The organism is Variovorax sp. Root318D1 (genome assembly GCF_001424835.1).
Taxonomy (GTDB): domain Bacteria; phylum Pseudomonadota; class Gammaproteobacteria; order Burkholderiales; family Burkholderiaceae_C; genus Variovorax.
Genome location: NZ_LMCQ01000019.1, coordinates 341,870 through 360,186, shown reverse-complemented (window position 1 = coordinate 360,186; position 18,317 = coordinate 341,870). Strand labels below are relative to the sequence as shown.

Annotated in this window: 20 protein-coding genes and 1 tRNA gene; 10 read left to right on the top strand and 11 right to left on the bottom strand. The window is 66.0% G+C overall.

Annotated features, from left to right (window positions below; all coding sequences use genetic code 11):
• Positions 1-2: 2 nt before the first annotated feature.
• Together ASC78_RS16080 and ASC78_RS16075 are read left to right on the top strand one after the other, a co-directional pair.
• Positions 3-1,331, top strand: coding sequence for a tryptophan--tRNA ligase (locus tag ASC78_RS16080; RefSeq protein ID WP_055803036.1), 1,329 nt, complete (start codon positions 3-5; stop codon positions 1,329-1,331).
• Positions 1,332-1,403: 72 nt separating this feature from the next.
• On the top strand, positions 1,404-2,006 hold the full coding sequence (locus ASC78_RS16075; RefSeq protein WP_055803034.1) for a response regulator transcription factor: 603 nt from the start codon (positions 1,404-1,406) through the stop codon (positions 2,004-2,006).
• A gap of 188 nt (positions 2,007-2,194) precedes the next feature.
• Here the strand turns inward: ASC78_RS16075 and shkS are convergent, their stop codons facing one another.
• The 3 genes from shkS to serS form a co-directional block, all read right to left on the bottom strand.
• Positions 2,195-3,610 carry a surface-behavior sensor histidine kinase ShkS gene (gene shkS / locus ASC78_RS16070; protein WP_055803032.1) on the bottom strand — a complete coding sequence of 472 codons (1,416 nt, stop codon included), beginning with the start codon at positions 3,608-3,610 and terminating at the stop codon, positions 2,195-2,197.
• 245 nt (positions 3,611-3,855) lie between these two features.
• Positions 3,856-3,945, bottom strand: a tRNA-Ser gene (locus ASC78_RS16065).
• 63 nt (positions 3,946-4,008) lie between these two features.
• Positions 4,009-5,340 carry a serine--tRNA ligase gene (gene serS / locus ASC78_RS16060; protein ID WP_055803030.1) on the bottom strand — a complete coding sequence of 444 codons (1,332 nt, stop codon included), beginning with the start codon at positions 5,338-5,340 and terminating at the stop codon, positions 4,009-4,011.
• A gap of 62 nt (positions 5,341-5,402) precedes the next feature.
• On the opposite strand from serS, the gene ASC78_RS16055 reads away from it, so the two are divergent.
• On the top strand, positions 5,403-5,804 hold the full coding sequence (locus ASC78_RS16055; RefSeq protein ID WP_055803028.1) for a VOC family protein: 402 nt from the start codon (positions 5,403-5,405) through the stop codon (positions 5,802-5,804).
• 6 nt (positions 5,805-5,810) lie between these two features.
• Here the strand turns inward: ASC78_RS16055 and ASC78_RS16050 are convergent, their stop codons facing one another.
• From ASC78_RS16050 to ASC78_RS16040, 3 genes are read right to left on the bottom strand one after another with little or no spacing between them, the layout of a single operon-like run.
• Complete coding sequence (locus ASC78_RS16050; protein ID WP_055803026.1) at positions 5,811-6,773, bottom strand: threonine/serine dehydratase; 963 nt, start codon at positions 6,771-6,773, stop codon at positions 5,811-5,813.
• Positions 6,770-7,738: a 4-hydroxy-3-methylbut-2-enyl diphosphate reductase gene (ispH, locus tag ASC78_RS16045; protein WP_055803024.1), complete on the bottom strand. Its 969-nt coding sequence runs from the start codon at positions 7,736-7,738 to the stop codon at positions 6,770-6,772. The genes ASC78_RS16050 and ispH overlap by 4 nt, the downstream gene beginning before the upstream one ends.
• Positions 7,735-8,178, bottom strand: coding sequence for an FKBP-type peptidyl-prolyl cis-trans isomerase (locus ASC78_RS16040; RefSeq protein WP_055803023.1), 444 nt, complete (start codon positions 8,176-8,178; stop codon positions 7,735-7,737). The genes ispH and ASC78_RS16040 overlap by 4 nt, the downstream gene beginning before the upstream one ends.
• A 107-nt stretch (positions 8,179-8,285) precedes the next feature.
• Between ASC78_RS16040 and radC the strand changes: the two genes are divergently transcribed.
• Both radC and ASC78_RS16030 read left to right on the top strand, forming a co-directional pair.
• Positions 8,286-8,963, top strand: a complete 678-nt coding sequence (gene radC / locus ASC78_RS16035; RefSeq protein ID WP_055803022.1) for a RadC family protein — start codon at positions 8,286-8,288, stop codon at positions 8,961-8,963.
• The gene (locus ASC78_RS16030) at positions 8,963-9,619 is read left to right on the top strand and encodes a Smr/MutS family protein (RefSeq protein WP_055803020.1); all 657 of its coding nucleotides are present in this window, start codon (positions 8,963-8,965) and stop codon (positions 9,617-9,619) included. Before radC ends, ASC78_RS16030 begins: the two co-directional genes overlap by 1 nt.
• Before the next feature lie 52 nt (positions 9,620-9,671).
• Here the strand turns inward: ASC78_RS16030 and ASC78_RS16025 are convergent, their stop codons facing one another.
• Together ASC78_RS16025 and ASC78_RS16020 are read right to left on the bottom strand one after the other, a co-directional pair.
• On the bottom strand, positions 9,672-10,895 hold the full coding sequence (locus ASC78_RS16025; protein WP_055803018.1) for an NAD(P)/FAD-dependent oxidoreductase: 1,224 nt from the start codon (positions 10,893-10,895) through the stop codon (positions 9,672-9,674).
• 30 nt (positions 10,896-10,925) lie between these two features.
• Positions 10,926-11,348, bottom strand: a complete 423-nt coding sequence (locus ASC78_RS16020) for a group II truncated hemoglobin (RefSeq protein WP_055803016.1) — start codon at positions 11,346-11,348, stop codon at positions 10,926-10,928.
• A 175-nt stretch (positions 11,349-11,523) separates the two neighbouring features.
• Here ASC78_RS16020 and ASC78_RS16015 point away from each other — a divergent pair, with 175 nt between their 5' ends.
• From ASC78_RS16015 to ASC78_RS15995, 5 genes are all read left to right on the top strand, one after another.
• Positions 11,524-12,351, top strand: coding sequence for an ABC transporter substrate-binding protein (locus ASC78_RS16015; RefSeq protein WP_055803437.1), 828 nt, complete (start codon positions 11,524-11,526; stop codon positions 12,349-12,351).
• 167 nt (positions 12,352-12,518) lie between these two features.
• Positions 12,519-13,214 (top strand): amino acid ABC transporter permease, encoded by a 696-nt coding sequence (locus tag ASC78_RS16010; protein ID WP_055803014.1) that lies wholly within the window; start codon positions 12,519-12,521, stop codon positions 13,212-13,214.
• Between the two features lie 94 nt (positions 13,215-13,308).
• Positions 13,309-14,031, top strand: coding sequence for an amino acid ABC transporter permease (locus tag ASC78_RS16005; RefSeq protein ID WP_055803012.1), 723 nt, complete (start codon positions 13,309-13,311; stop codon positions 14,029-14,031).
• Positions 14,028-14,771 (top strand): amino acid ABC transporter ATP-binding protein, encoded by a 744-nt coding sequence (locus tag ASC78_RS16000; RefSeq protein ID WP_055803010.1) that lies wholly within the window; start codon positions 14,028-14,030, stop codon positions 14,769-14,771. The genes ASC78_RS16005 and ASC78_RS16000 overlap by 4 nt, the downstream gene beginning before the upstream one ends.
• A 16-nt stretch (positions 14,772-14,787) precedes the next feature.
• Positions 14,788-15,792, top strand: coding sequence for an isopenicillin N synthase family dioxygenase (locus ASC78_RS15995; RefSeq protein WP_055803007.1), 1,005 nt, complete (start codon positions 14,788-14,790; stop codon positions 15,790-15,792).
• Here the strand turns inward: ASC78_RS15995 and ASC78_RS15990 are convergent.
• From ASC78_RS15990 to ASC78_RS15980, 3 genes are all read right to left on the bottom strand, one after another.
• Positions 15,735-16,070, bottom strand: coding sequence for a hypothetical protein (locus tag ASC78_RS15990; RefSeq protein ID WP_055803005.1), 336 nt, complete (start codon positions 16,068-16,070; stop codon positions 15,735-15,737). The genes ASC78_RS15995 and ASC78_RS15990 overlap by 58 nt on opposite strands.
• Positions 16,067-16,747 carry an HAD family hydrolase gene (locus tag ASC78_RS15985; protein ID WP_055803003.1) on the bottom strand — a complete coding sequence of 227 codons (681 nt, stop codon included), beginning with the start codon at positions 16,745-16,747 and terminating at the stop codon, positions 16,067-16,069. The genes ASC78_RS15990 and ASC78_RS15985 overlap by 4 nt, the downstream gene beginning before the upstream one ends.
• A 79-nt stretch (positions 16,748-16,826) precedes the next feature.
• Complete coding sequence (locus tag ASC78_RS15980; protein ID WP_055803001.1) at positions 16,827-18,167, bottom strand: MFS transporter; 1,341 nt, start codon at positions 18,165-18,167, stop codon at positions 16,827-16,829.
• Positions 18,168-18,317 lie beyond the last annotated feature (150 nt).

Here is an 18,317-nt window from a genome sequence, read left to right as displayed (position 1 = left end):
TCATGGCTACGTCTCCTTCCGCTCCCCTGCGCGTCCTGACCGGCATCACGCCGTCCGGCACGCCGCACCTTGGCAATTACGTCGGCTCGATCCGCCATTCGGTGCGGCAGAGCGTCGCGCCGGGCGTGGAGAGCTTTTTCTTCCTGGCCGACTACCACGCGCTCATCAAGGTGCAGGAGCCGGCGCTCATCCAGCGCTCGACGCTCGAGATTGCCGCCAGCTGGCTGGCCTGCGGGCTCGATCCGGAACGCGTCACCTTCTACCGCCAGTCGGACGTCGTCGAGATCCCCGAGCTGACCTGGTTCCTCACCTGCGTAACGGGCAAAGGCGTGCTTAACCGCGCTCACGCCTACAAGGCGCAGCTCGACAAGAACGTCGCCAAGGGCGAAGACCCGGATGCCGACGTGACGGCCGGCCTCTTCATGTACCCGGTGCTGATGGGCGCGGACATCCTGATGTTCAACGCGCACAAGGTGCCTGTGGGGCGCGACCAGGTGCAGCACATTGAAATGGCGCGCGACATGGCGCAGCGTTTCAACCACCAGTACGGCGAGCACTTCACGCTGCCCGAAGCCGAGATCGACGATGCAGTGGCCACCCTGCCCGGGCTCGACGGCCGCAAGATGAGCAAGAGCTACGGCAACACCATTGCCATGTTCGCGCCGCGCGCGCAGCTGCAAAAGCAGATTGCCAGCATCGTGACCGACTCGCGCGCGCCGGGCGAGCCCAAGGACACCGAAGGCTCCGCGCTGTTCCAGATCTACCAGGCCTTTGCGACGGCCGAAGAAACCGAGGCGCTGCGCAAGGCGTATTCGGAAGGCATCGGCTGGGGCGACGCGAAGCAGATGCTGTTCGAGCGGATCGATCTCGAAGTGGCGCCGCTGCGTGCGCGCTACGAAGCGCTGATGAGCGACCCGGCCGAGATCGAGCGCATCCTGCTCATCGGCGCCGAAAAGGCCCGCAAGCTGGCGCGTCCCTTCATGACCGAGCTGCGCCATGCCGTGGGCCTGCGCAACCTGGCAGCCGGAGCCGGCAAGGGAGGCGCCCGCAAGGCCAAGGTGGCCAAGCCGAGCTTCAAGCAGTACCGCGAGCGCGATGGCCTGTTCTATTTCAAGCTGCTCGACGCGAGCGGCGCTACCCTGCTGCAAAGCCGCGGCTTTGCCTCGCCGCAGGAAGCCGGCCGTGCCATTGCCGCCCTGCAGCAGCAGCGCGGCGCGGCGTTGGCCGCGCTGGCCGACCAGCTGGAGCCCACGGGTCCGGAAGAATTGCGCGCCGCGAGCGAGGCGCTGGAGGCACTGGCGGAAGCAACGGCCCACACCAACGGGAGTTGATCCGGCAACATCCGTCGGCTTACCCGCCGAGGAAAGACGAAAGAAGACGGTGCGAACACTAAGGAAGAAAACATGAGCATTTATGTCATCGACGACCACCCCCTGATGCGCGACGCGATCGTGATGGTGTTGCGGCGCCTCCGGCCGGCCGAGAACATCGTCGAGCTCGAGCGCCTCGACAAGCTCGCGAGTTCGGTCCAGCAGCGCGGTGCGCCCACCCTTTTCTGCCTGGACCTGAAGCTGCCCGACACCAACGGCGTTTCGGGCGTGGTCGCGGTCAAGCAGGTGTATCCCAACGTGCCGATCGCCGTTTATTCGGCGGCGCCGGCCGGGGACATGGAAGACGCCTGCATCGAAGCGGGCGCCGACACCTACATCGAGAAGTCGGCCAGCTCGGCCGAACTTGCCGCGGCCCTGCGCGGCCTGCTGATGGCTGGCTCTGAAGAGGCGGACGAGCCCGCGCTGGCCAGCAACAGCAAGCTCTCCAAGCGCCAGACGCAGCTGATTGCCATGCTCGACAAGGGCATGAGCAACCGCGACATCGCCACCGACCTGGAGATCAGCGAGCACACGGTGAAGGTGCACCTGTGGCGTCTGTTCCGCCGGCTGGGCGTGAAGAGCCGCACGCAGGCGCTGCACTATGCGCGTACGAATGGGTTGATTTCGAGTAACTAGGCTCGAGACTAGGCTCGCCCCCAGTCTTCGCGCACTTCGTGTCGCTTCGCCAACCCCCTACCGGGGGCAACACCTGAGGCCCGGCAAAGCCGGTTCCTCGGTGTTTCTGGAAGGGACAGGTCGGCCCCGTTAAGGCCGCTGAAAACCGCGCTCCGGCGCGGTTTTTTTGTTGGGGCTTCTTGCTTGGCTCAGCCGCCGGAGGCGCTGACGCGAGCTTGGGCGACGGCTTCGTCGGCGTCGTGCAGTGCGACGCGGAAGACGCTGCCGCTGCCGAGGCGGGAGCGCACGCTGACGGGGTGGCCGAGGACGTGCGAGAGGCGGGCGACGATGGCTAGGCCGAGGCCGAAGCCGTCGGAGGTGCCGGCATGGTCTGCGACCTTGTAGAACTCCAGGAACACGTCGCGCAGGTTTTCGGGCGCAATGCCGATGCCGGTGTCCCACACCTCGATGCGCAGGCCGTCGCGCGTTTGCCGGGAGGCCAGCAGCACGCCGCCATCGGCGGTGTACTTGATGGCATTGGCAAGCAGGTTGCCGATCATGCGGCGCACGCGGATCGGGTCGGTCAGGAAGCTGCCCTCGGTCACGTGCACGCGAAAATCCAGGCCGCGGCTTTCGGCCACGGGGCGGTATTGCAACTCCAGGTCATGCAGCAGCTCGGCCACGTCCACGCGCTCGATGTGCAGGCGCACCTGGCCCGAGTCGATGCGCGCCAAGTCGAACATGGAGTCGAACAGCGCGTTCACCGCGTGCGTCGCGCGAACGATCTTGGGCGCGAGTTCCAGCACCAGTTCGGGCTCGTTGCGCAGCCAGTCGGCGTACAGCGACAGGGCCAGCACCGGCTGGCGCATGTCATGCGCGGCGCTGGCCAGGAAGCGGTTCTTCATGGCCACGGCCGCCACCGCGGCTTGACGCTGCTGCGTGAGCGACTTGATCAGGATGTGGTTGTGGAACAGCAGTTCCAGGCTGTTGCGCGCTGACTCATGGATGTTGCGCCCCGCCCGCAGCAGCAAGAACCAATGGAGGATCGGCAGGATCGGCATCAGGAAGCCGTACTGGAAATGCGGCTCCGCGATGTTGATGCTCACAAGACGGATCAGGACCGCCCCGAGCATCGTGATGAACAGCGTATTGACGTAGCGCTTGAGCAGCGGCGGATGCAGCGCCAGCCCGTTGAGCGGAAAAGTGCCGACGCCGGCCACGATAAGCCAGCTCATGAACTGGTTGACTTGTGGCGTGCGCTCGAAGAACAACAGGACCGACGCGCCCCATACGACCGCGCTGGCGCTCCAGATGAAACCGTACCGCTCGGTGAACTGCTGCTGCGCGGCTGCGCTACGGCCGGCATAGCGCACTGCATAGACCTTGGCGCCCCAGGCACGGCACGCGGTGGCGATGAAGCCGGCCGCCAGCCACGTCAGCAGTTCCCAGTGCGGGATGTAACTCCAGTTCAGGCCGACCATCAACGGCATGAGCGCCGCCGAGACGATGTAGGAGCCTTTCGCGGACCGCATCAGGCTGCGGATAAGCTCGCCGCGTACCCACGATTCGGCTTCATCGGCCGAAGCCGGGACCGGTGTCACGCTCGCGATCGACGCATTGGCCATGTGGCGCTGAGCCCTCTTTTTAGTTTTCGACTACAGGAACCGCCCGCAAGTTGCGGGAATGAAGAGGTGGCGATCTTAACGGGCGGTTGCGGCCACTTTGGACGATGGCGCAGCGCCGTGATGCGGCAACACGAATGAAGCGAGAGGGCCGAAAACGAAAGGTCCCGTTTCGCCATCGCGGGCGGCCATCTAGGGAGAAGTGGCGGGAAACAGGCAAAAAAATAGCCCCTTTGCGGGGCCATTTCTGGAGGAGAGGGAGGGATTCGAACCCTCGGTACTATCGCTAGTACGCCTGATTTCGAGTCAGGTACATTCGACCACTCTGCCACCTCTCCGGTGCTGTCGAGCCTACGATTCTAGCAGACAAAATCGGGGGTTTTGAAGCCCCCGGGGCTCTATCAGCCCCGCAGCAGTTCCTTTCCACCCAGGTAGGGCCGCAGCGCGGCAGGAACGTTGATCGAGCCGTCTTCGTTCTGGTGGTTTTCGAGCACCGCGACCAGCGTGCGGCCGACCGCCAAGCCAGAGCCGTTGAGCGTATGGACGAGTTCGTTCTTGCCCTGCGCATTCTTGAAACGGGCCTGCAGGCGGCGTGCCTGGAAGGCTTCGCAGTTGGACACCGAGCTGATCTCGCGATAGGTGTTCTGCGCCGGCAGCCACACTTCGAGGTCGTAGGTCTTGGTTGAACCAAAGCCCATGTCGCCGGTGCACAGCAGCACCACCCGGTACGGCAGTTCCAGGGCCTGCAGCACGGCCTCGGCGTGGCCGGTCATCTGTTCCAGTGCCTCGTAGCTCTTCTCGGGGTGGACGATCTGCACCATCTCGACCTTGTCGAACTGGTGCTGGCGGATCATGCCGCGCGTGTCGCGGCCGGCACTGCCCGCTTCGGAGCGGAAGCACGGCGTGTGGGCCGTGAGCCTGATCGGCAGCTGCGCCTCGGCCACGACCTCGTCGCGCACGAAGTTGGTCAGCGGCACTTCACTTGTCGGAATGAGATAGAGCGCCGAATGGTCGGGCGCGGGCTCGCCGTCCTGGCCGCCCTTCTTCGCGGCGAACAGGTCGCCTTCGAACTTGGGCAGCTGGCCGGTGCCGCTCAGGGTGGCGGCGTTGACGATGTAGGGCACGTAGCACTCGGTGTAGCCGTGCTTCTCGGTCTGGATGTCGAGCATGAACTGCGCGAGCGCGCGGTGCAGGCGCGCAATCGGCCCTTTCATGACGGTGAAGCGCGAGCCGGAGAGCTTGGCGCCCATCTCGAAGTCGAGCCCCAGCGGCGCGCCCAGATCCACATGGTCCTTGGCCGTGAAGGCCAGCGGCGTGGCGTTGGCGCCGGCACCGCCCTGCGGGCTCCAGCGGCGCATTTCAACGTTGCCGGTTTCATCCTCGCCGAGCGGCACGCTGGCATGCGGCAGGTTGGGCACCGCCAGCAGCAGCGCCTGCAGTTCGGGCTGGATTTCTTCGAGGCGCCTGGATTGCGATTCCTGCTCGGCCTTGAGCGCGTTGACTTCGGCCATCAGCGCATCGGTCGATTCGCCCTTGGCCTTGAGCGGCCCGATCTGCTTGTTCAGCGTGTTGCGGCGCGCCTGGATTTCCTCGGTACGGGTTTGCAGTGTCTTTCGCTCGGCCTCGAGCGCGGTGAATGCCGCCACGTCGAGGTAGGGCTGGTTTTTCTTGCGTTTTTCGAGGCCGGCGACGGCGGAGGCCAGGTCCTTGCGGAGCAGAGTGATGTCAAGCATGGGGGGATTTTAGGTGGGCGTAGCATTTCGCTCCCCCACACCTCAACCGAAGGGAAAGCGCGATGCAAGCCTATCTGACATTCAACGGCAACGCGGCCGAGGCACTGGCCTTCTACGCCAAGGCGCTGGGCGGCAAGGTCATCTTCAGCATGACGTTCGGCGAAAGCCCCATGGGCGCCGAAACGCCCGCCGCATACAAGGAAAAAATCATGCACGCCACGCTGGAGGCCCGCGGCCACCAGCTGATGGCCTCCGACATGCCGCCCGGCATGCCGTTCGAGGGGCACAAGGGCTTTTCGCTGTCGGTGCAGGGCAACAACGTCGACGAAGGGAAAAAGCTCTTCGACGCGCTGGCCGAGGGCGGCCAGATCACCATGCCCTACGGCCCGCAGTTCTGGGCCGTCGGCTTCGGCATGTTGACCGACAAGTTCGGCGTGCCGTGGATGGTGAACTGCGAGAAATAAAAACGGTCAGGCGACGGTGGCGGGGTCGACGTTCGCACCGCAGACGATCAGGCACACCTTCTCGCCTTCGCGCGGCGTATAGGCGCCAGTCTGCAGCGCCGCCAGCGGCAGCGCGGCGGCCGGCTCGACGGCGAGCTTGAGTTCCTTCCACAGCCACTGCTGCGCGGCGCGGATGGATTCGTCGGACAGCAGCAGCGCGTCCTGCACGTATTGCTGGGTAATTTCCCAGGAGATAGCGCCGATGCGGCGCGCGCCGAGCGAATCGGCCGCGATGCCGCCCACATCGACGTCGACCGGCTCGCCGGCCTCTCGGGCGCGGAACAGCGTGGGCGCCTTCTCGGGCTCGAGCGCCACCACGCGGGCGCGCTCTTGAAACCAGCCGGCAAGGCCGCCGATCAGGCCGCCCCCGCCGACGCTCACGAGCACCGAATCGGGCAAGCCGCCCTCTGCTTCGATCTCGACGCCAAGCGTGCCCGCGCCGGCCACGACTTCGGGTTGGTCGTAGGCATGGGTTAGCAAGGCGCCGGTTTCCTTCTGGCGCGTAAGGCAGGCGGCCAGCGCGTCGGGGTACAGCTCGCCGACCACGATCACCTCGGCGCCCAGCGCGCGCAGCCTGGCGCGCTTGGCCTCGGGCGAAACGCCGGGCAGGAACACCTGGCAGCGCACGCCCAGCGCCTTGGCGGCCGCCGCGGTGGCAATGCCGGCATTGCCACCGGAGGCCACGACCACGCCGCTCTCGGGAATGTCGTTGGCCAGCAGGCGGTTCATCATGCCTCGCGCCTTGAAGCTGCCGCTCACCTGCATGTGCTCGAGCTTGAGCCACAACTCCACGCCGGACACCTCGATGCCGAAAGCAGAAGCCGGCAATTTCCAGAGCGGCGTCTGGCGCAGGAAGTCGCCGGCGCGCTCGCGCAGCCTGCGGGAGGCGCCGTCTATTTCAGAGCGCCAGTCGGTGTTTTCGTGAGTCAAGAGATGTGTCCCGGAGGAGGAATGTCGTCGAGCTTGAGGCCCTTGGGAAGCGGAAACTTGATCGTTTCCTCGATGCCTTCCATCTTGCGGACCGACACCGCGCCGAGCGCCCTCACCCGCTCGATCACCTCGCGCACCAGCACTTCGGGCGCCGAGGCACCGGCCGTGAGGCCGATGCGGCCCTTGCCCTCGAACCATTCGGGCTTGAGCTCGTCGGCCGAATCGACCATGTAGCTTTCGGTGCCGAGGCGCTCTGCCAATTCACGCAGCCGGTTGCTGTTGGAGCTGGTGGGGCTGCCGACCACGATCACGAGATCGACCTGCGGGCTCATGATCTTGACCGCGTCCTGGCGGTTCTGCGTGGCGTAGCAGATGTCCTGCTGCTTGGGCTCGCGCACCTTCGGAAAACGCGCGCGCACCGCGGCCGCAATCTCGGCGGCGTCGTCAACGCTGAGCGTGGTCTGCGTGACGACTGCGAGCTTGTCGGTCTGCGCGGGCGCCACCCTCGCGACGTCTTTCACGTCTTCCACCAGGTGGATGCCGCTCGAGAGCTGGCCCATGGTGCCCTCGACCTCGGGATGCCCCTTGTGGCCGATCATGATGAACTCGTAGCCTTCCTTGGCGAGCTTGGCGACCTCAACGTGCACCTTGGTCACCAGCGGGCAGGTGGCGTCGAAAATGTCGAAGCCGCGGTCGCGCGCTTCCTGCTGCACCGCCTTGCTCACGCCATGCGCGCTGAACACCAGCGTGGCGCCGGGCGGCACGTCGGCCAGGTCTTCGATGAAGATCGCGCCCTTGGCCTTGAGTTCGTTCACCACATAAGTGTTGTGCACGATCTCATGGCGCACGTAGATAGGCGCGCCGAACTTGGCCAGCGCGCGCTCGACGATCTCGATGGCGCGGTCCACGCCCGCGCAGAAGCCGCGCGGCTCGGCGAGGATGACTTCTTCAAGGCTCCGATTCATAGCACGCCTATGAGCCGGACCTCGAAGGTCACGGGCTGTCCGGCCAGCGGATGGTTGAAGTCGAAGCGCACCGCGGTCTCGTTCGATTCGACCACCGCGCCCGCATAGCTGCCCGTGCCGTCGGGCGTGGGGAACTGCACCACGTCGCCCACTGCATATTGCTCGTCGGGATCGCCCATCTGCGCCAGCAGCTTCCTGGCCACCCATTGCTGCATCTCGGGGTTGCGCTCGCCAAAGGCTTCGCCGGCGGGGAGCTCGAAGGTGGCGTGCGTGCCCTCTGCCAGGCCCATGAGCCGCTGCTCCATGGCGGGCGACAGCTCACCGGTACCTAGCGACAGGGTCGCGGGTTTGTCGGCGAAAGTATTGATGATGTCGCCCGCCGGACCGGCGAGCCGGTAATGCAGGGTCAGGAACGAGCCGGAAGTCACGACGTGGGACATGGGTGCAGCAGAGGTAGGCAAAGACAAGGGGGTGTCCCGATAAACTGGACTGCATTTTAAGGAGCAGGGGCTTCCACCCGCTCTTTCAAGGTTTCACCAGGTTTTCGATGGCATTCAAGGATCTCCCCGCCCACGCCCGCCCGCGCGAAAAACTCATCGCGCGGGGTGCCGGCGCGCTGGCCGACGCCGAGTTGCTGGCGTTGCTGCTGCGCACGGGCGTGGCCGGGAAAAACGTGCTGCAGCTCGCCCAGGAGCTGCTCGACCACTTCGGAGGCCTTTCAGGGCTGCTCCAGACCGGCGCCGAGGATCTCAAGGTGATCAAGGGCATGGGCGGCGACGCCAAGCGCGCCGAACTCATCGCGGTGCTCGAGCTGGCGCGCCGTGCGATGGCCGAGCGCCTCAAGGAGCGGGCGGTGTTCGATTCGCCCGGGGCCGTCAAGCAGTACCTGCAGCTGCACATCGGGTCGCGCCCTTACGAGGTGTTTGCGGTGCTGTTTCTCGATGCGCAGCACCGGCTCATCGTGCTCGAAGAGCTGTTTCGCGGAACGCTCACCCAGACCAGCGTCTACCCGCGCGAGGTGGTCACGCGCGCGCTGCACCACCGGGCCGCGGCCGTGGTGTTGTCGCACAATCATCCGAGCGGCAGCATCGAACCCTCCCGGGCCGACGAGACGCTGACCCAAACGCTCAGCGCTGCGCTTTCATTGATCGACGTGCGCGTGCTCGACCACGTGATCGTCAGCGCCGGCCAGGCTTTTTCCATGGCCGAGAAAGGGCTGCTCTGATGGCTTCCCGCACGCCACCCATCAAGAACCTGGCGGACCTGAAGCAGGTGCAGCGCACGCTGGCCGAAACCCGCGAGCGCGAAGCGGCCGCAGCCGCCGCCAAGGCCGCGGCAGAACGCAAGCGCGCCGCCGAGAAAGACCTGTTCACGCGCGCCATCGGCGCCACCGAGCCGCTTCGCCGCAAGGCTGCCGTGCCGCTCGCGCCCGAGCCTCCGGCACCCATCCCCGTGCAGCACCAGCTCGACGAGCAGCGCGTGCTGCGCGAATCGCTGTCCGACGAATTCGACGTGACGACCCTGCTCGACGTCGACGACGCCATGAGCTTTCGCCGCCCGGGCATCGGCACCGACGTGACCGCGCGGCTGCGCAAGGGCGACTGGAGCATCCAGGCGCAAGTCGACCTGCACGGCCTGCGCAGCGACGAGGCACGCGAGGCGCTCGGCGGCTTCATTCGCAATGCGTACAAGCAAGGGCTTCGCTGCGTGCGCGTGGTGCACGGCAAGGGCCTGGGCTCACCGGGCAAGCAGCCGGTGCTCAAGACCAAGGCGCAGCGCTGGCTGATCCAGAAGAACGAGGTGATCGCCTTCGTGCAGGCCAAGCCGGCCGAGGGCGGCGCGGGCGCCCTGGTGGTGCTGCTGGCGCCGGCGCGGCGCTGAATGGGCCCACCCCCGTCCCTCGCTCACTTCGAGGCTGCCACCGGGGTGACGGCTATGCCAGGTGATTCTTGAGCGGAACGGCCGCGTCGGCTACCGCTTCGGGCGCGGGGCTGCGCCCCGCTTCGAGCAACTTGCGGCACATCATGTGATCGACCGGCGCATTGACCGATTCGACGCACACCAGCTGCCCGTCGACATAGTGGAACAGAGAGAACGCATCGGGCTTGGGGCCCGGCCGACGCACGCTGGTCAATCCCGGCGTGCCTTCGGCCGGCACCAGGCCGACCATCTGCAGGCGCAGGCTGCCCTGGTCGGACCAGAACCACGGCACGGCGTCGTGCGGCCGTGCAGCGCCGGTCAGCGTGGCGACCGCGGTTCGCGCCTGGTCGCTCGCGTTCTGTACCGATTCGAGCCGCAGTGCGCGCCCGGCGCGCCGATCGGGAAAGCGCGTGCAATCGCCTACAGCGAGCACGTCGGCCGCGCTGGTCTGCATGTGGCCATCGACCACGATGCCGTCGGCGCATTCGATGCCGGCGGCCTGCGCCAGCGCGGTTTCGGGCACCGCGCCAATGCCGAGCAGCAGCAGATCCACCGGTTGCTTCACGCCATTGACCTGGAGCGAAACCAGCCGCTCCCCTTCGATCTCGAACGCTCCGGTGCGCGCGCCAAGCACGACGTCGATGCCCGCCGCGCGATGCGTGGCCAGCACATGGGCCGAGAGCTCGGGCGACACGGCGCGGCCCAGCAGCCGCGGCGCGCTTTCGATCACCTGCACGCTCTTGCCGAGCGCCTTGGCCGTGGCTGCCACTTCGAGTCCGATGAAGCCACCGCCCAGCACCGTGACTTGCTGCGTATCGGCAAGCCGCGAACGCAGGCGATGCGCTTCATCGGCAGCGCGCAGGCTGGCGACGTTCTCCAGCCCCGGCTTCAGGTCAGGCATCTGGCGCGCACGCGTGCCGGTGGCCAGCACCAGCCGCTCCCAGGGCAGGACGGCGCCGGAGCGCAGCGTGACGGTGTGCGCTTCGCGGTCGATGGCGACTGCTGCGTCGCCCAGGTGCAGCGTGATGCCCGCCTCGCGGTACCAGTCGGCGGCCTTGTGCGGCTGTGTGGTTTCCTCGGCGCTCTTGAGAAACGCCTTGGACAAGGGCGGGCGATGGTAGGGCTCGCAGGCCTCCTCGCAGACGAGGTGCACGTTGGCGCCCAGCCCCGCCTGGGCCAATCCGGCGCAAAGCTGGGCCGCGGCATGGCCGCCGCCGATGATGACGATGGAATTCATGAAGAAGATGCTCTCGGAGTTGTTGTCTGTTTATTGCTCGCCGCGGTTGCGCATCCAGTCCGCGGTCTGGAAAAACGAATCGCGCAGCCGCGCGCGGAGCGCCTCGGGCACACCGGTCTCGCCCATCGCCTGGTCCATGCAGGCCAGCCACTGGTCACGCTCCTTGATGCCGATGCTGTGGCCGCCGATGCTTTGCGGCAGATGGCGCGCGCGCAGCATCGGATGGCCAAAGCGGTCGGTGTAATGCTGCGGCCCGCCGAGCCAGCCGCACAGGAACCAGAAGAGCCGTTGGCGCGCATTGTCCAAGCTGGTGCCGTGCACCGCGCGCAGCTGCGCATAGGCCGGCTCGAGCTCCATCAGGTCGTAGAAGCGGTCGACCAGCGCCTGCACCCTGGGTTCGCCGCCGATCCATTCGAAGGGCGTGTCGACGGGTGGCTTTTCGTGAATCTGCATGGCGGGAGTATCCCTCCAGCCGCACGCTGGGCTGCGCGAGGGGCTCGAATTCCCGCGATTCCCAGGTCCACATCAGGCGCATTCGGGCGCCCATATGTATATGTCGATTGAGGATTTAATAATCCACGGTTTTATTGATATGGTCCCGTCCCTGCCATCCCAGAAGGAGAAGAACATGCGCTTGAACCTCATTGCCGCGGCCCTCGCGACCTCCGCCCTGCTGACGGGTATCGCTGCTCACGCGGACCAGCTCGCCGACATCAAGAAAAAAGGCGAACTCGTGGTCGGCGTGCTCGGAACCGACGAGCCCGCCACTTTCATCGATCCTAAGACGCGACAGATCGTCGGCTACGAAGTCGACTTGGTGAACGCCATTGCCAAGAAGATCGGCGTGAAGCCGGTGCTCAAGCAGATCGCGGTGGCCGCGCGCATTCCCGAGCTGCAGCAGGGCCACGTCGACTTGGTGGCCGCAGGCCTTACGCACAACAAGGAGCGCGAGGCGCAGATCGACTTCTCGCTCACCACTTTCGTCACGGGCCAGAAGGCCATCGTGAAGAGGGACAGCGGCATCACCGACGTGCCGCAGCTCGCCGGCAAGAAAGTGCTGACCATCCGCGGCGGCACGCAGGAGCCCAACATCCGCAAGGCCGTGCCCACGGCCGAGGTTGTGACCTTTGACACCAGCCAGCAGGCCTTCCAGGCACTGCAGCAGGGCAAGGGCGTGGGCTATGTGGACGATGAGGCCGCGCTGCTGCGAAGCTACGCCAAGCTCGGCCCGCAGAAGGCCAAGTACGTCGTGCTCAAGCAGAACCTGAGCACCGAGGCGCTGGCCATCGGCATCAAGAAGGGCGAGAGCGGACTGAAGGCGGTGGTGGACGAGACGCTGCGCGAGCTCGAAAAGTCGGGCGAAGCGCAGAAGATCTTCGTCAAGTGGTATGGGCCGAACACGGCTTCCGGATTCCAGACGCGCGACTTCAAGCTTGAGAGCGACAAGATCGACTGATCTCGGGTGTTTCTCCTTCCCCTTCCGGCGGAAGGCCGGGATGGGGGCAAGCGGCCTTTGAACAAGCTGCGGGCGCATTGAGCGCCGCCGTGCCCCCACCCCAACCCTCCCCCAGCGGGGGAGGGAGCCAAGCCAATCGGTCGCGGCAGTGATACTGTCGCCCCCCAATGCCCCTGTTCGACTATTCGTTGCTGCTCACCGGCAAGTACCACGACATGCTGGTCGCGGGCCTGCTGCTGTCGCTGCAGCTGCTGGCGGCCTCGCTGGTGCTGGCGCTGCCCATCGCGCTGGTGGTGGCGCTGCTTCGGCTCTCGCCCTTTGCTCCGCTGCGCTGGCTGGGCTTTGCATACGTGGAGACGATCCGCAACATCCCGCTACTCGCCCACATGCTGTTCTGGTACTTCGGCGCGCCCGAGCTGCTGCCGGAGGGCATCAAGCAATGGCTCTATGCGGGGCACATCGAGGCCTACAGCGCCATCATTGCGCTTTCGCTCTATACGGCAGCCTTCATGGCGGAAGACATCCGCAGCGGCATTCGCGCGATTCCCACCGTGCAGTTCGAGGCCGGCCGCGCGCTGGGCTTCGGCTTTCTGGGCACCATGCGCCGCGTGGTGCTGCCGCAGGCGCTGCGCGTGACGGTGCCGCCGCTCATCTCGCAGACGCTGAGCCTCTGGAAGAACACCTCGATCGCCACCGTGATCGGCGTGGCCGAGCTGATGTACCAGGCCGGGCAGGTCGAGAGCGCGACCTTTCGTAGCTTCGAGTCGTTCGCGTTCGCGAGCGCGGCCTACCTGACGGTGTCGCTCGCGATCACCGGCCTTGCCACCTGGTACCACCACCGCTTTCCGGTGCGAACCATATGAAAGCGTTCGAGCGCCGCCGGGCCGCCCCAAGGCGCGAGCGGCCCCCTCGGGGGGCAGCGAGGACACGCAGTGCCGAGCGCGGGGGCCATTTCTGATGCTAGAGATCATCAACGACTATTGGGTCTACTTCCTGATCGGGCAGTACCCGAACGGCCCGCTCGGCGGGCTGGTGCTCACGCTGCTGCTCGCCTCCTGCGGCCTGGTGCTCGCGCTGCCGCTGGGTATCGTGCTCGGCCTCGCGCGCGTGAGCCCGTGGCGCTGGCTGCGCTGGCCGGTCACGGGCTTCGTCTTCGTGGTGCGCGGCCTTCCCTTGCTGATGGTGATTTTCTGGGCCTACTTCTTCCTGCCCAGCGTGACGGGCGTGAAGACCGACCAGTTCACCACCATGCTGATCGCGCTCGTGGTGTTCGATGCGGCGTACCTTGCCGAGATCGTGCGCGCCGGCATCCAGGGCCTGCCGCGCGGCCAGATGGAAACCGCCCGCGCGCTGGGCCTGGACTATGGCCGCGCGATGCGGCTCGTGGTGCTGCCGCAGGCGCTGCGCAGCATGCTGCCCTCGCTGGTGAACCAGTTCGTCTCGACCATCAAGGAAACCTCGCTCGGCTACATCATCGGGCTGGCCGAGGTGTCGTTCATCGCGACGCAGATCAACACGCAGGTGTTTACCAAGCCGGCGCAGATCTACCTGATCCTTGGCCTCACCTATTTCATTCTCTGCTTCGGGCTGTCGCGCTTCGCCTACTGGCTCGAACGCCGTCTCGCGCGGCGCGGCATGTCCGTGGCCAACCTCACTTCGGCCCCCAAGGTGTCCGCATGATCGAACTCCAGAACGTCAACAAGTGGTACGGCAGCTACCAGGCCCTGGTCGACATCAACGAGACCATCCACAAAGGCGAAGTGGTCGTGGTGTGCGGCCCCTCGGGCTCGGGCAAGTCGACGCTGATTCGCACCTTCAACCGCCTGGAGCCGATCCAGTCGGGCCGCATTCTTTTTGAAGGCAAGGACATCCATGCCCCAGGCACCGACGTGAACGCGTTCCGCTCGCGCATCGGCTTCGTGTTTCAGCAGTTCAACCTGTTCCCGCATCTCACGGTGCTGCAGAATTGCACGATGGCGCCAATGCAGCTGCGCGGCCTCTCGCGCAAGGAGGCCGAAGAGCGCGCAATGGCTCTGCTGCAGCGCGTCGGTCTTGCGAACAAGGCCAACGCATGGCCCAGCGAGCTCTCGGGCGGCCAGCAGCAGCGGGTGGCCATTGCCCGCGCACTCGCCATGCAGCCGCCGCTGATGCTGTTCGACGAACCCACCAGTGCGCTCGACCCCGAGATGGTGGGCGAGGTGCTGCTCGTGATGCGCGACCTCACGCGCGACGGCATGACGATGGTCTGCGTCACGCACGAGATGGGCTTTGCCCGCGAAGTGGCCGACCGCGTGATCTTCATGGACGAGGGCAAGGTGCTCGAGCGCGCCACACCGGACGACTTTTTCAACCGGCCGCAGCACCCCCGCGCGCAGCAGTTTCTTTCGGACATCCGTTCGCCCTTCGCGCGCGGCGCGTGACATCCTCTCTACGATCATGACTGATACGCACACGCTCCCCGTGATCGATGTCGCCCCGCTCGTGGCCGGCACGCCCGAACGCGACGGCGTGGCCGCGCAGATCGGCGCTGCCTGCCGCGCGCACGGCTTCTTCTATGTCACGGGCCACAGCGTCGATGCGGCGCTGGTACAGCGGCTCGAAATGCTGAGCCACCGCTTCTTCGAGTTACCCGAAGAAACCAAGATGCAATGGCGCATGGCCCTGGGCGGGCGTGCCTGGCGCGGCTTCTTCCCGCTCGGCGGCGAACTCACCTCGGGCCGGCCCGACTGGAAAGAAGGCCTCTACCTCGGCACCGAGCTACCCGCCTCGCACCCGCTGGTGCAGGCGAAGACACCGGTGCACGGGCCCAACCTTTTCCCCGACGTGCCGGGCTTGCGCGAAACCATCCTCGACTACATGGCGGCGGTCACGCAGCTGGGCCACCGGCTGATGGAAGGCATTGCACTGAGCCTCGGCCTGCCGGCAGAGTATTTCGCCGAGCGTTACACCGCTGATCCGCTGATCCTGTTCCGCCTCTTCAACTACCCCTCGCAGCCCGTGCCCGAAGGGCTGGACGTGCAATGGGGCGTGGGCGAGCACACCGACTACGGCCAGCTCACCATCCTGCATCAGGACGACGTGGGCGGCCTCGCGGTGCACACGCCTGGCGGCTGGATCGACGCGCCGCCGATTCCCGGCTCCTTCGTCTGCAATATCGGCGACATGCTCGACCGCATGACCGGCGGGCTCTACAAGTCGACGCCGCACCGCGTGAGGCGCAACACCTCGGGCCGCGACCGGCTTTCGTTCCCGTTGTTCTTCGATCCGAATTTCGAGGCGCGCGTGCAGCGCATCGAAGGCCTCGCGGGCGCGGAGGCGCGCGACGACAGCGCCGAGCGCTGGGACCGCGCCAACGTGCACGCCTTCAGCGGCCGCTACGGCGACTACCTGCTCGCCAAGGTGTCGAAGGTGTTTCCGCAGCTGCGCGACGAAGTGCTCTGAGGCGCTCTCGATGGAGGGCCGGCGGGAGCGTCGATGAATTCGTCTTCCCAGTTGCCGACATCCGCATCGGGATCGGAAATGGGCACGAGCTTGTCGCTGCGGCAATAGAAGGTCCAGCCCTCGAACAGCACGTCGTAGTAGGTGCCGGGCAGGTAGCGCTCGCTGGGCGCCTCGTAAGGCGCGGAGACCACCTCCACGATGCGTCCGACTGCGCGCTCGGTCATCGGCGACGCGAGGCAGCTGTCGAGCACGTGGCAGAGGGTCCCGATCTTGATCATGTGCGTATCACTTGGCCGGGAAACCACCGCGGCACATGGGCAACGGCTTCGTGCAGGGAGTCGAGCACATGGAACGCCCGCTCGACAATCGAAGCTGGCGGGTGCTTGAGATCAGGCACGATCACGACCCTGAGACCTGCCGCCAGTGCGGCCTTGGCGCCGTTTTCGCTGTCTTCGAAGGCCACGCATTGCGCCGGGTCCACGCCCAGGCGCTCCGCCGCGAGCAAGTAGAGCGCCGGATCGGGCTTCGCCCGTACCACCTCGTCGCCGCCTGCGAACGCGTCGAAATGATGAAGCACGTCGAGGCTGCCAAGGCAGGCCTGGATCTGACCGCTGGTCGAAGACGATGCCACGGCGCAGCGCGTTCCGCGCTGGCGCAGTGCACCCAGAAACTCGGCCGCGCCGGGCTTGATGGGAAACATCGGAAGGCCCTCCGCGCGCTGCAGCTGGAGCAGCTTGCGGACGTGGTCGATGGCATGTCGATAGGCTTCAGGCCCGCCGAGCAGCGTTCCGAGAATCAGCTCCGACTCTGCAATGGCAAGGCCTACCACCTGCAGATATTGGGCGTGCGAAAGCTCGATGTCGAGCGTGCGAGCCGCTTCGATCCAGGCGGCCATGATGGGCCGCTCCGAATCGATGAGCAGCCCGTCCATGTCGAAGATGGCGGCGGCAAACATGGCGCGATCCTAAGCCTGTGCGCCGGAAAACAAAAAGGGGCCGACCGGCCCCTTTGGAGAAACGGCTGAGATCCGCCGCTCAGTCGCGCACCAGCGCCCGGTTCAACCCCAGCGCCGCCAGCGTGCCGACCGCGCCCGAGAGCAGGTAGACGCTCACGTAGGCCAGCCCGAAGTTCGCCGACAGGCCAAGCGCCACCAGCGGGGCAAAGGCGGCACCGATAAGCCACGCAAGGTCGGCCGTCAGTGCGGCACCGGTGTAGCGGTACTTGGGCTCGAAGTTCGAGGTCACGGCGCCGGCCGCTTGGCCGTATGAAAGCCCGAGCAGCACGAAGCCCAGCAGAATGAAGATGTCCTGGCCGATGCGGCCGCCGTCGAGCAGCGTGGGCGCAAAGCCGCTGAACACCGCGATCATCGCGGCCAGGCCGCCCAGCGTGAAGCGACGGCCCACGCGGTCGGCAATGAGGCCCGAGGCCACGATGCCGCCGGCGCAGAACACCGCGCCGATCATCTGCACCACGAGGAATTCGGTGATCGACTGGTCGGAGTACAGCGTGATCCACGACAGCGGGAACACGGTGATCAGGTGGAACAGCGCATAGCTGGCCAGGGCCGCGAATGCACCGATGAGCAGGTTGGCGCCCTGCGAGCGGGCCAGCTCGACCACGCTGGTGGGCTGCAGCTCGCGCTCTTCGAGCAGGCGGGAATATTCTTCGGTGGCCACCAGCCGCAAACGCGCGAACAGCGCCACCACGTTGATCGCAAACGCAACGTAGAAGGTGTAGCGCCAGCCCCAATCGAGAAAGTCTTTCAGCGCCAGATTGGCGTACAGGTAGGCGAACAGCGCGCTGGCCACGAAGAAGCCGAGCGGCGCACCCAGCTGGCCCAGCATGGCGTACCAGCCGCGGCGGTTCTGCGGCGCATTGAGCGCCAGCAGCGAAGGCAGGCCGTCCCACGAGCCGCCGAGCGCCAGGCCCTGGCCAAAGCGGAACACCGACAGCAGCACGATGGACGTGAAGCCGATGCTCGCGTAGCCCGGCAGGAAAGCGATGCCCGCGGTGGAAGTGCCCAGCACGAACAGCGCGATGGTCAGCTTGGCCTCTCGCCCGAACCGTCGCTGGATGGCCATTGAAATGACAGTTCCGAACGGCCGCGCAATGAAAGCGAAGGAAAAAACCACGAAGGCGTAGAGGGTTCCCTCCAGCCGCGCCTCGAACGGAAAGAACACCGCTGGGAAGACCAGCACCGAGGCAATGCCGTAGACGAAGAAATCGAAGTATTCCGACGCACGGCCGATGATCACGCCCACGGCGATCTCGCCGGGTGCGATGTGCGAGTGTTCGTCGCCCTGCCGGGCGTCGTTTCCGGACGTGTTCGGCACAGGCTGTGCGCCTTGCGGACTGATGCTGGACGTCGTCGTCATTGCGTTTTTTAATTCGGTGTCACCGGCAGTGACAAAGGTAGGCCATTGAACAGGGGTCCAAGGGTCTCACCGAACTGAGTTTCCCGCCATAGGACAAAACGTCCAATAGGCGGCGGGAGCCTTTGGTCGTAGATTGTGGAGTCTTTGCGC

Coding starts and splice junctions, on each gene's coding strand:
- ASC78_RS16010 (WP_055803014.1), top strand. CDS start 12,519: ATGCCCCTGTTCGACTATTCGTTGCTGCTCACCGGCAAGTACCACGAC.
- ASC78_RS16030 (WP_055803020.1), top strand. CDS start 8,963: ATGGCTTCCCGCACGCCACCCATCAAGAACCTGGCGGACCTGAAGCAG.
- ASC78_RS16015 (WP_055803437.1), top strand. CDS start 11,524: ATGCGCTTGAACCTCATTGCCGCGGCCCTCGCGACCTCCGCCCTGCTG.
- ispH (WP_055803024.1), bottom strand. CDS start 7,738: ATGAATCGGAGCCTTGAAGAAGTCATCCTCGCCGAGCCGCGCGGCTTC.
- serS (WP_055803030.1), bottom strand. CDS start 5,340: ATGCTTGACATCACTCTGCTCCGCAAGGACCTGGCCTCCGCCGTCGCC.
- ASC78_RS16025 (WP_055803018.1), bottom strand. CDS start 10,895: ATGAATTCCATCGTCATCATCGGCGGCGGCCATGCCGCGGCCCAGCTT.
- ASC78_RS16020 (WP_055803016.1), bottom strand. CDS start 11,348: ATGCAGATTCACGAAAAGCCACCCGTCGACACGCCCTTCGAATGGATC.
- ASC78_RS15995 (WP_055803007.1), top strand. CDS start 14,788: ATGACTGATACGCACACGCTCCCCGTGATCGATGTCGCCCCGCTCGTG.
- ASC78_RS16040 (WP_055803023.1), bottom strand. CDS start 8,178: ATGTCCCACGTCGTGACTTCCGGCTCGTTCCTGACCCTGCATTACCGG.
- ASC78_RS15980 (WP_055803001.1), bottom strand. CDS start 18,167: ATGACGACGACGTCCAGCATCAGTCCGCAAGGCGCACAGCCTGTGCCG.
- ASC78_RS16080 (WP_055803036.1), top strand. CDS start 3: ATGGCTACGTCTCCTTCCGCTCCCCTGCGCGTCCTGACCGGCATCACG.
- shkS (WP_055803032.1), bottom strand. CDS start 3,610: ATGGCCAATGCGTCGATCGCGAGCGTGACACCGGTCCCGGCTTCGGCC.
- ASC78_RS16075 (WP_055803034.1), top strand. CDS start 1,404: ATGAGCATTTATGTCATCGACGACCACCCCCTGATGCGCGACGCGATC.
- ASC78_RS15985 (WP_055803003.1), bottom strand. CDS start 16,747: ATGTTTGCCGCCGCCATCTTCGACATGGACGGGCTGCTCATCGATTCG.
- ASC78_RS16005 (WP_055803012.1), top strand. CDS start 13,309: ATGCTAGAGATCATCAACGACTATTGGGTCTACTTCCTGATCGGGCAG.
- ASC78_RS16055 (WP_055803028.1), top strand. CDS start 5,403: ATGCAAGCCTATCTGACATTCAACGGCAACGCGGCCGAGGCACTGGCC.
- ASC78_RS16000 (WP_055803010.1), top strand. CDS start 14,028: ATGATCGAACTCCAGAACGTCAACAAGTGGTACGGCAGCTACCAGGCC.
- ASC78_RS15990 (WP_055803005.1), bottom strand. CDS start 16,070: ATGATCAAGATCGGGACCCTCTGCCACGTGCTCGACAGCTGCCTCGCG.
- radC (WP_055803022.1), top strand. CDS start 8,286: ATGGCATTCAAGGATCTCCCCGCCCACGCCCGCCCGCGCGAAAAACTC.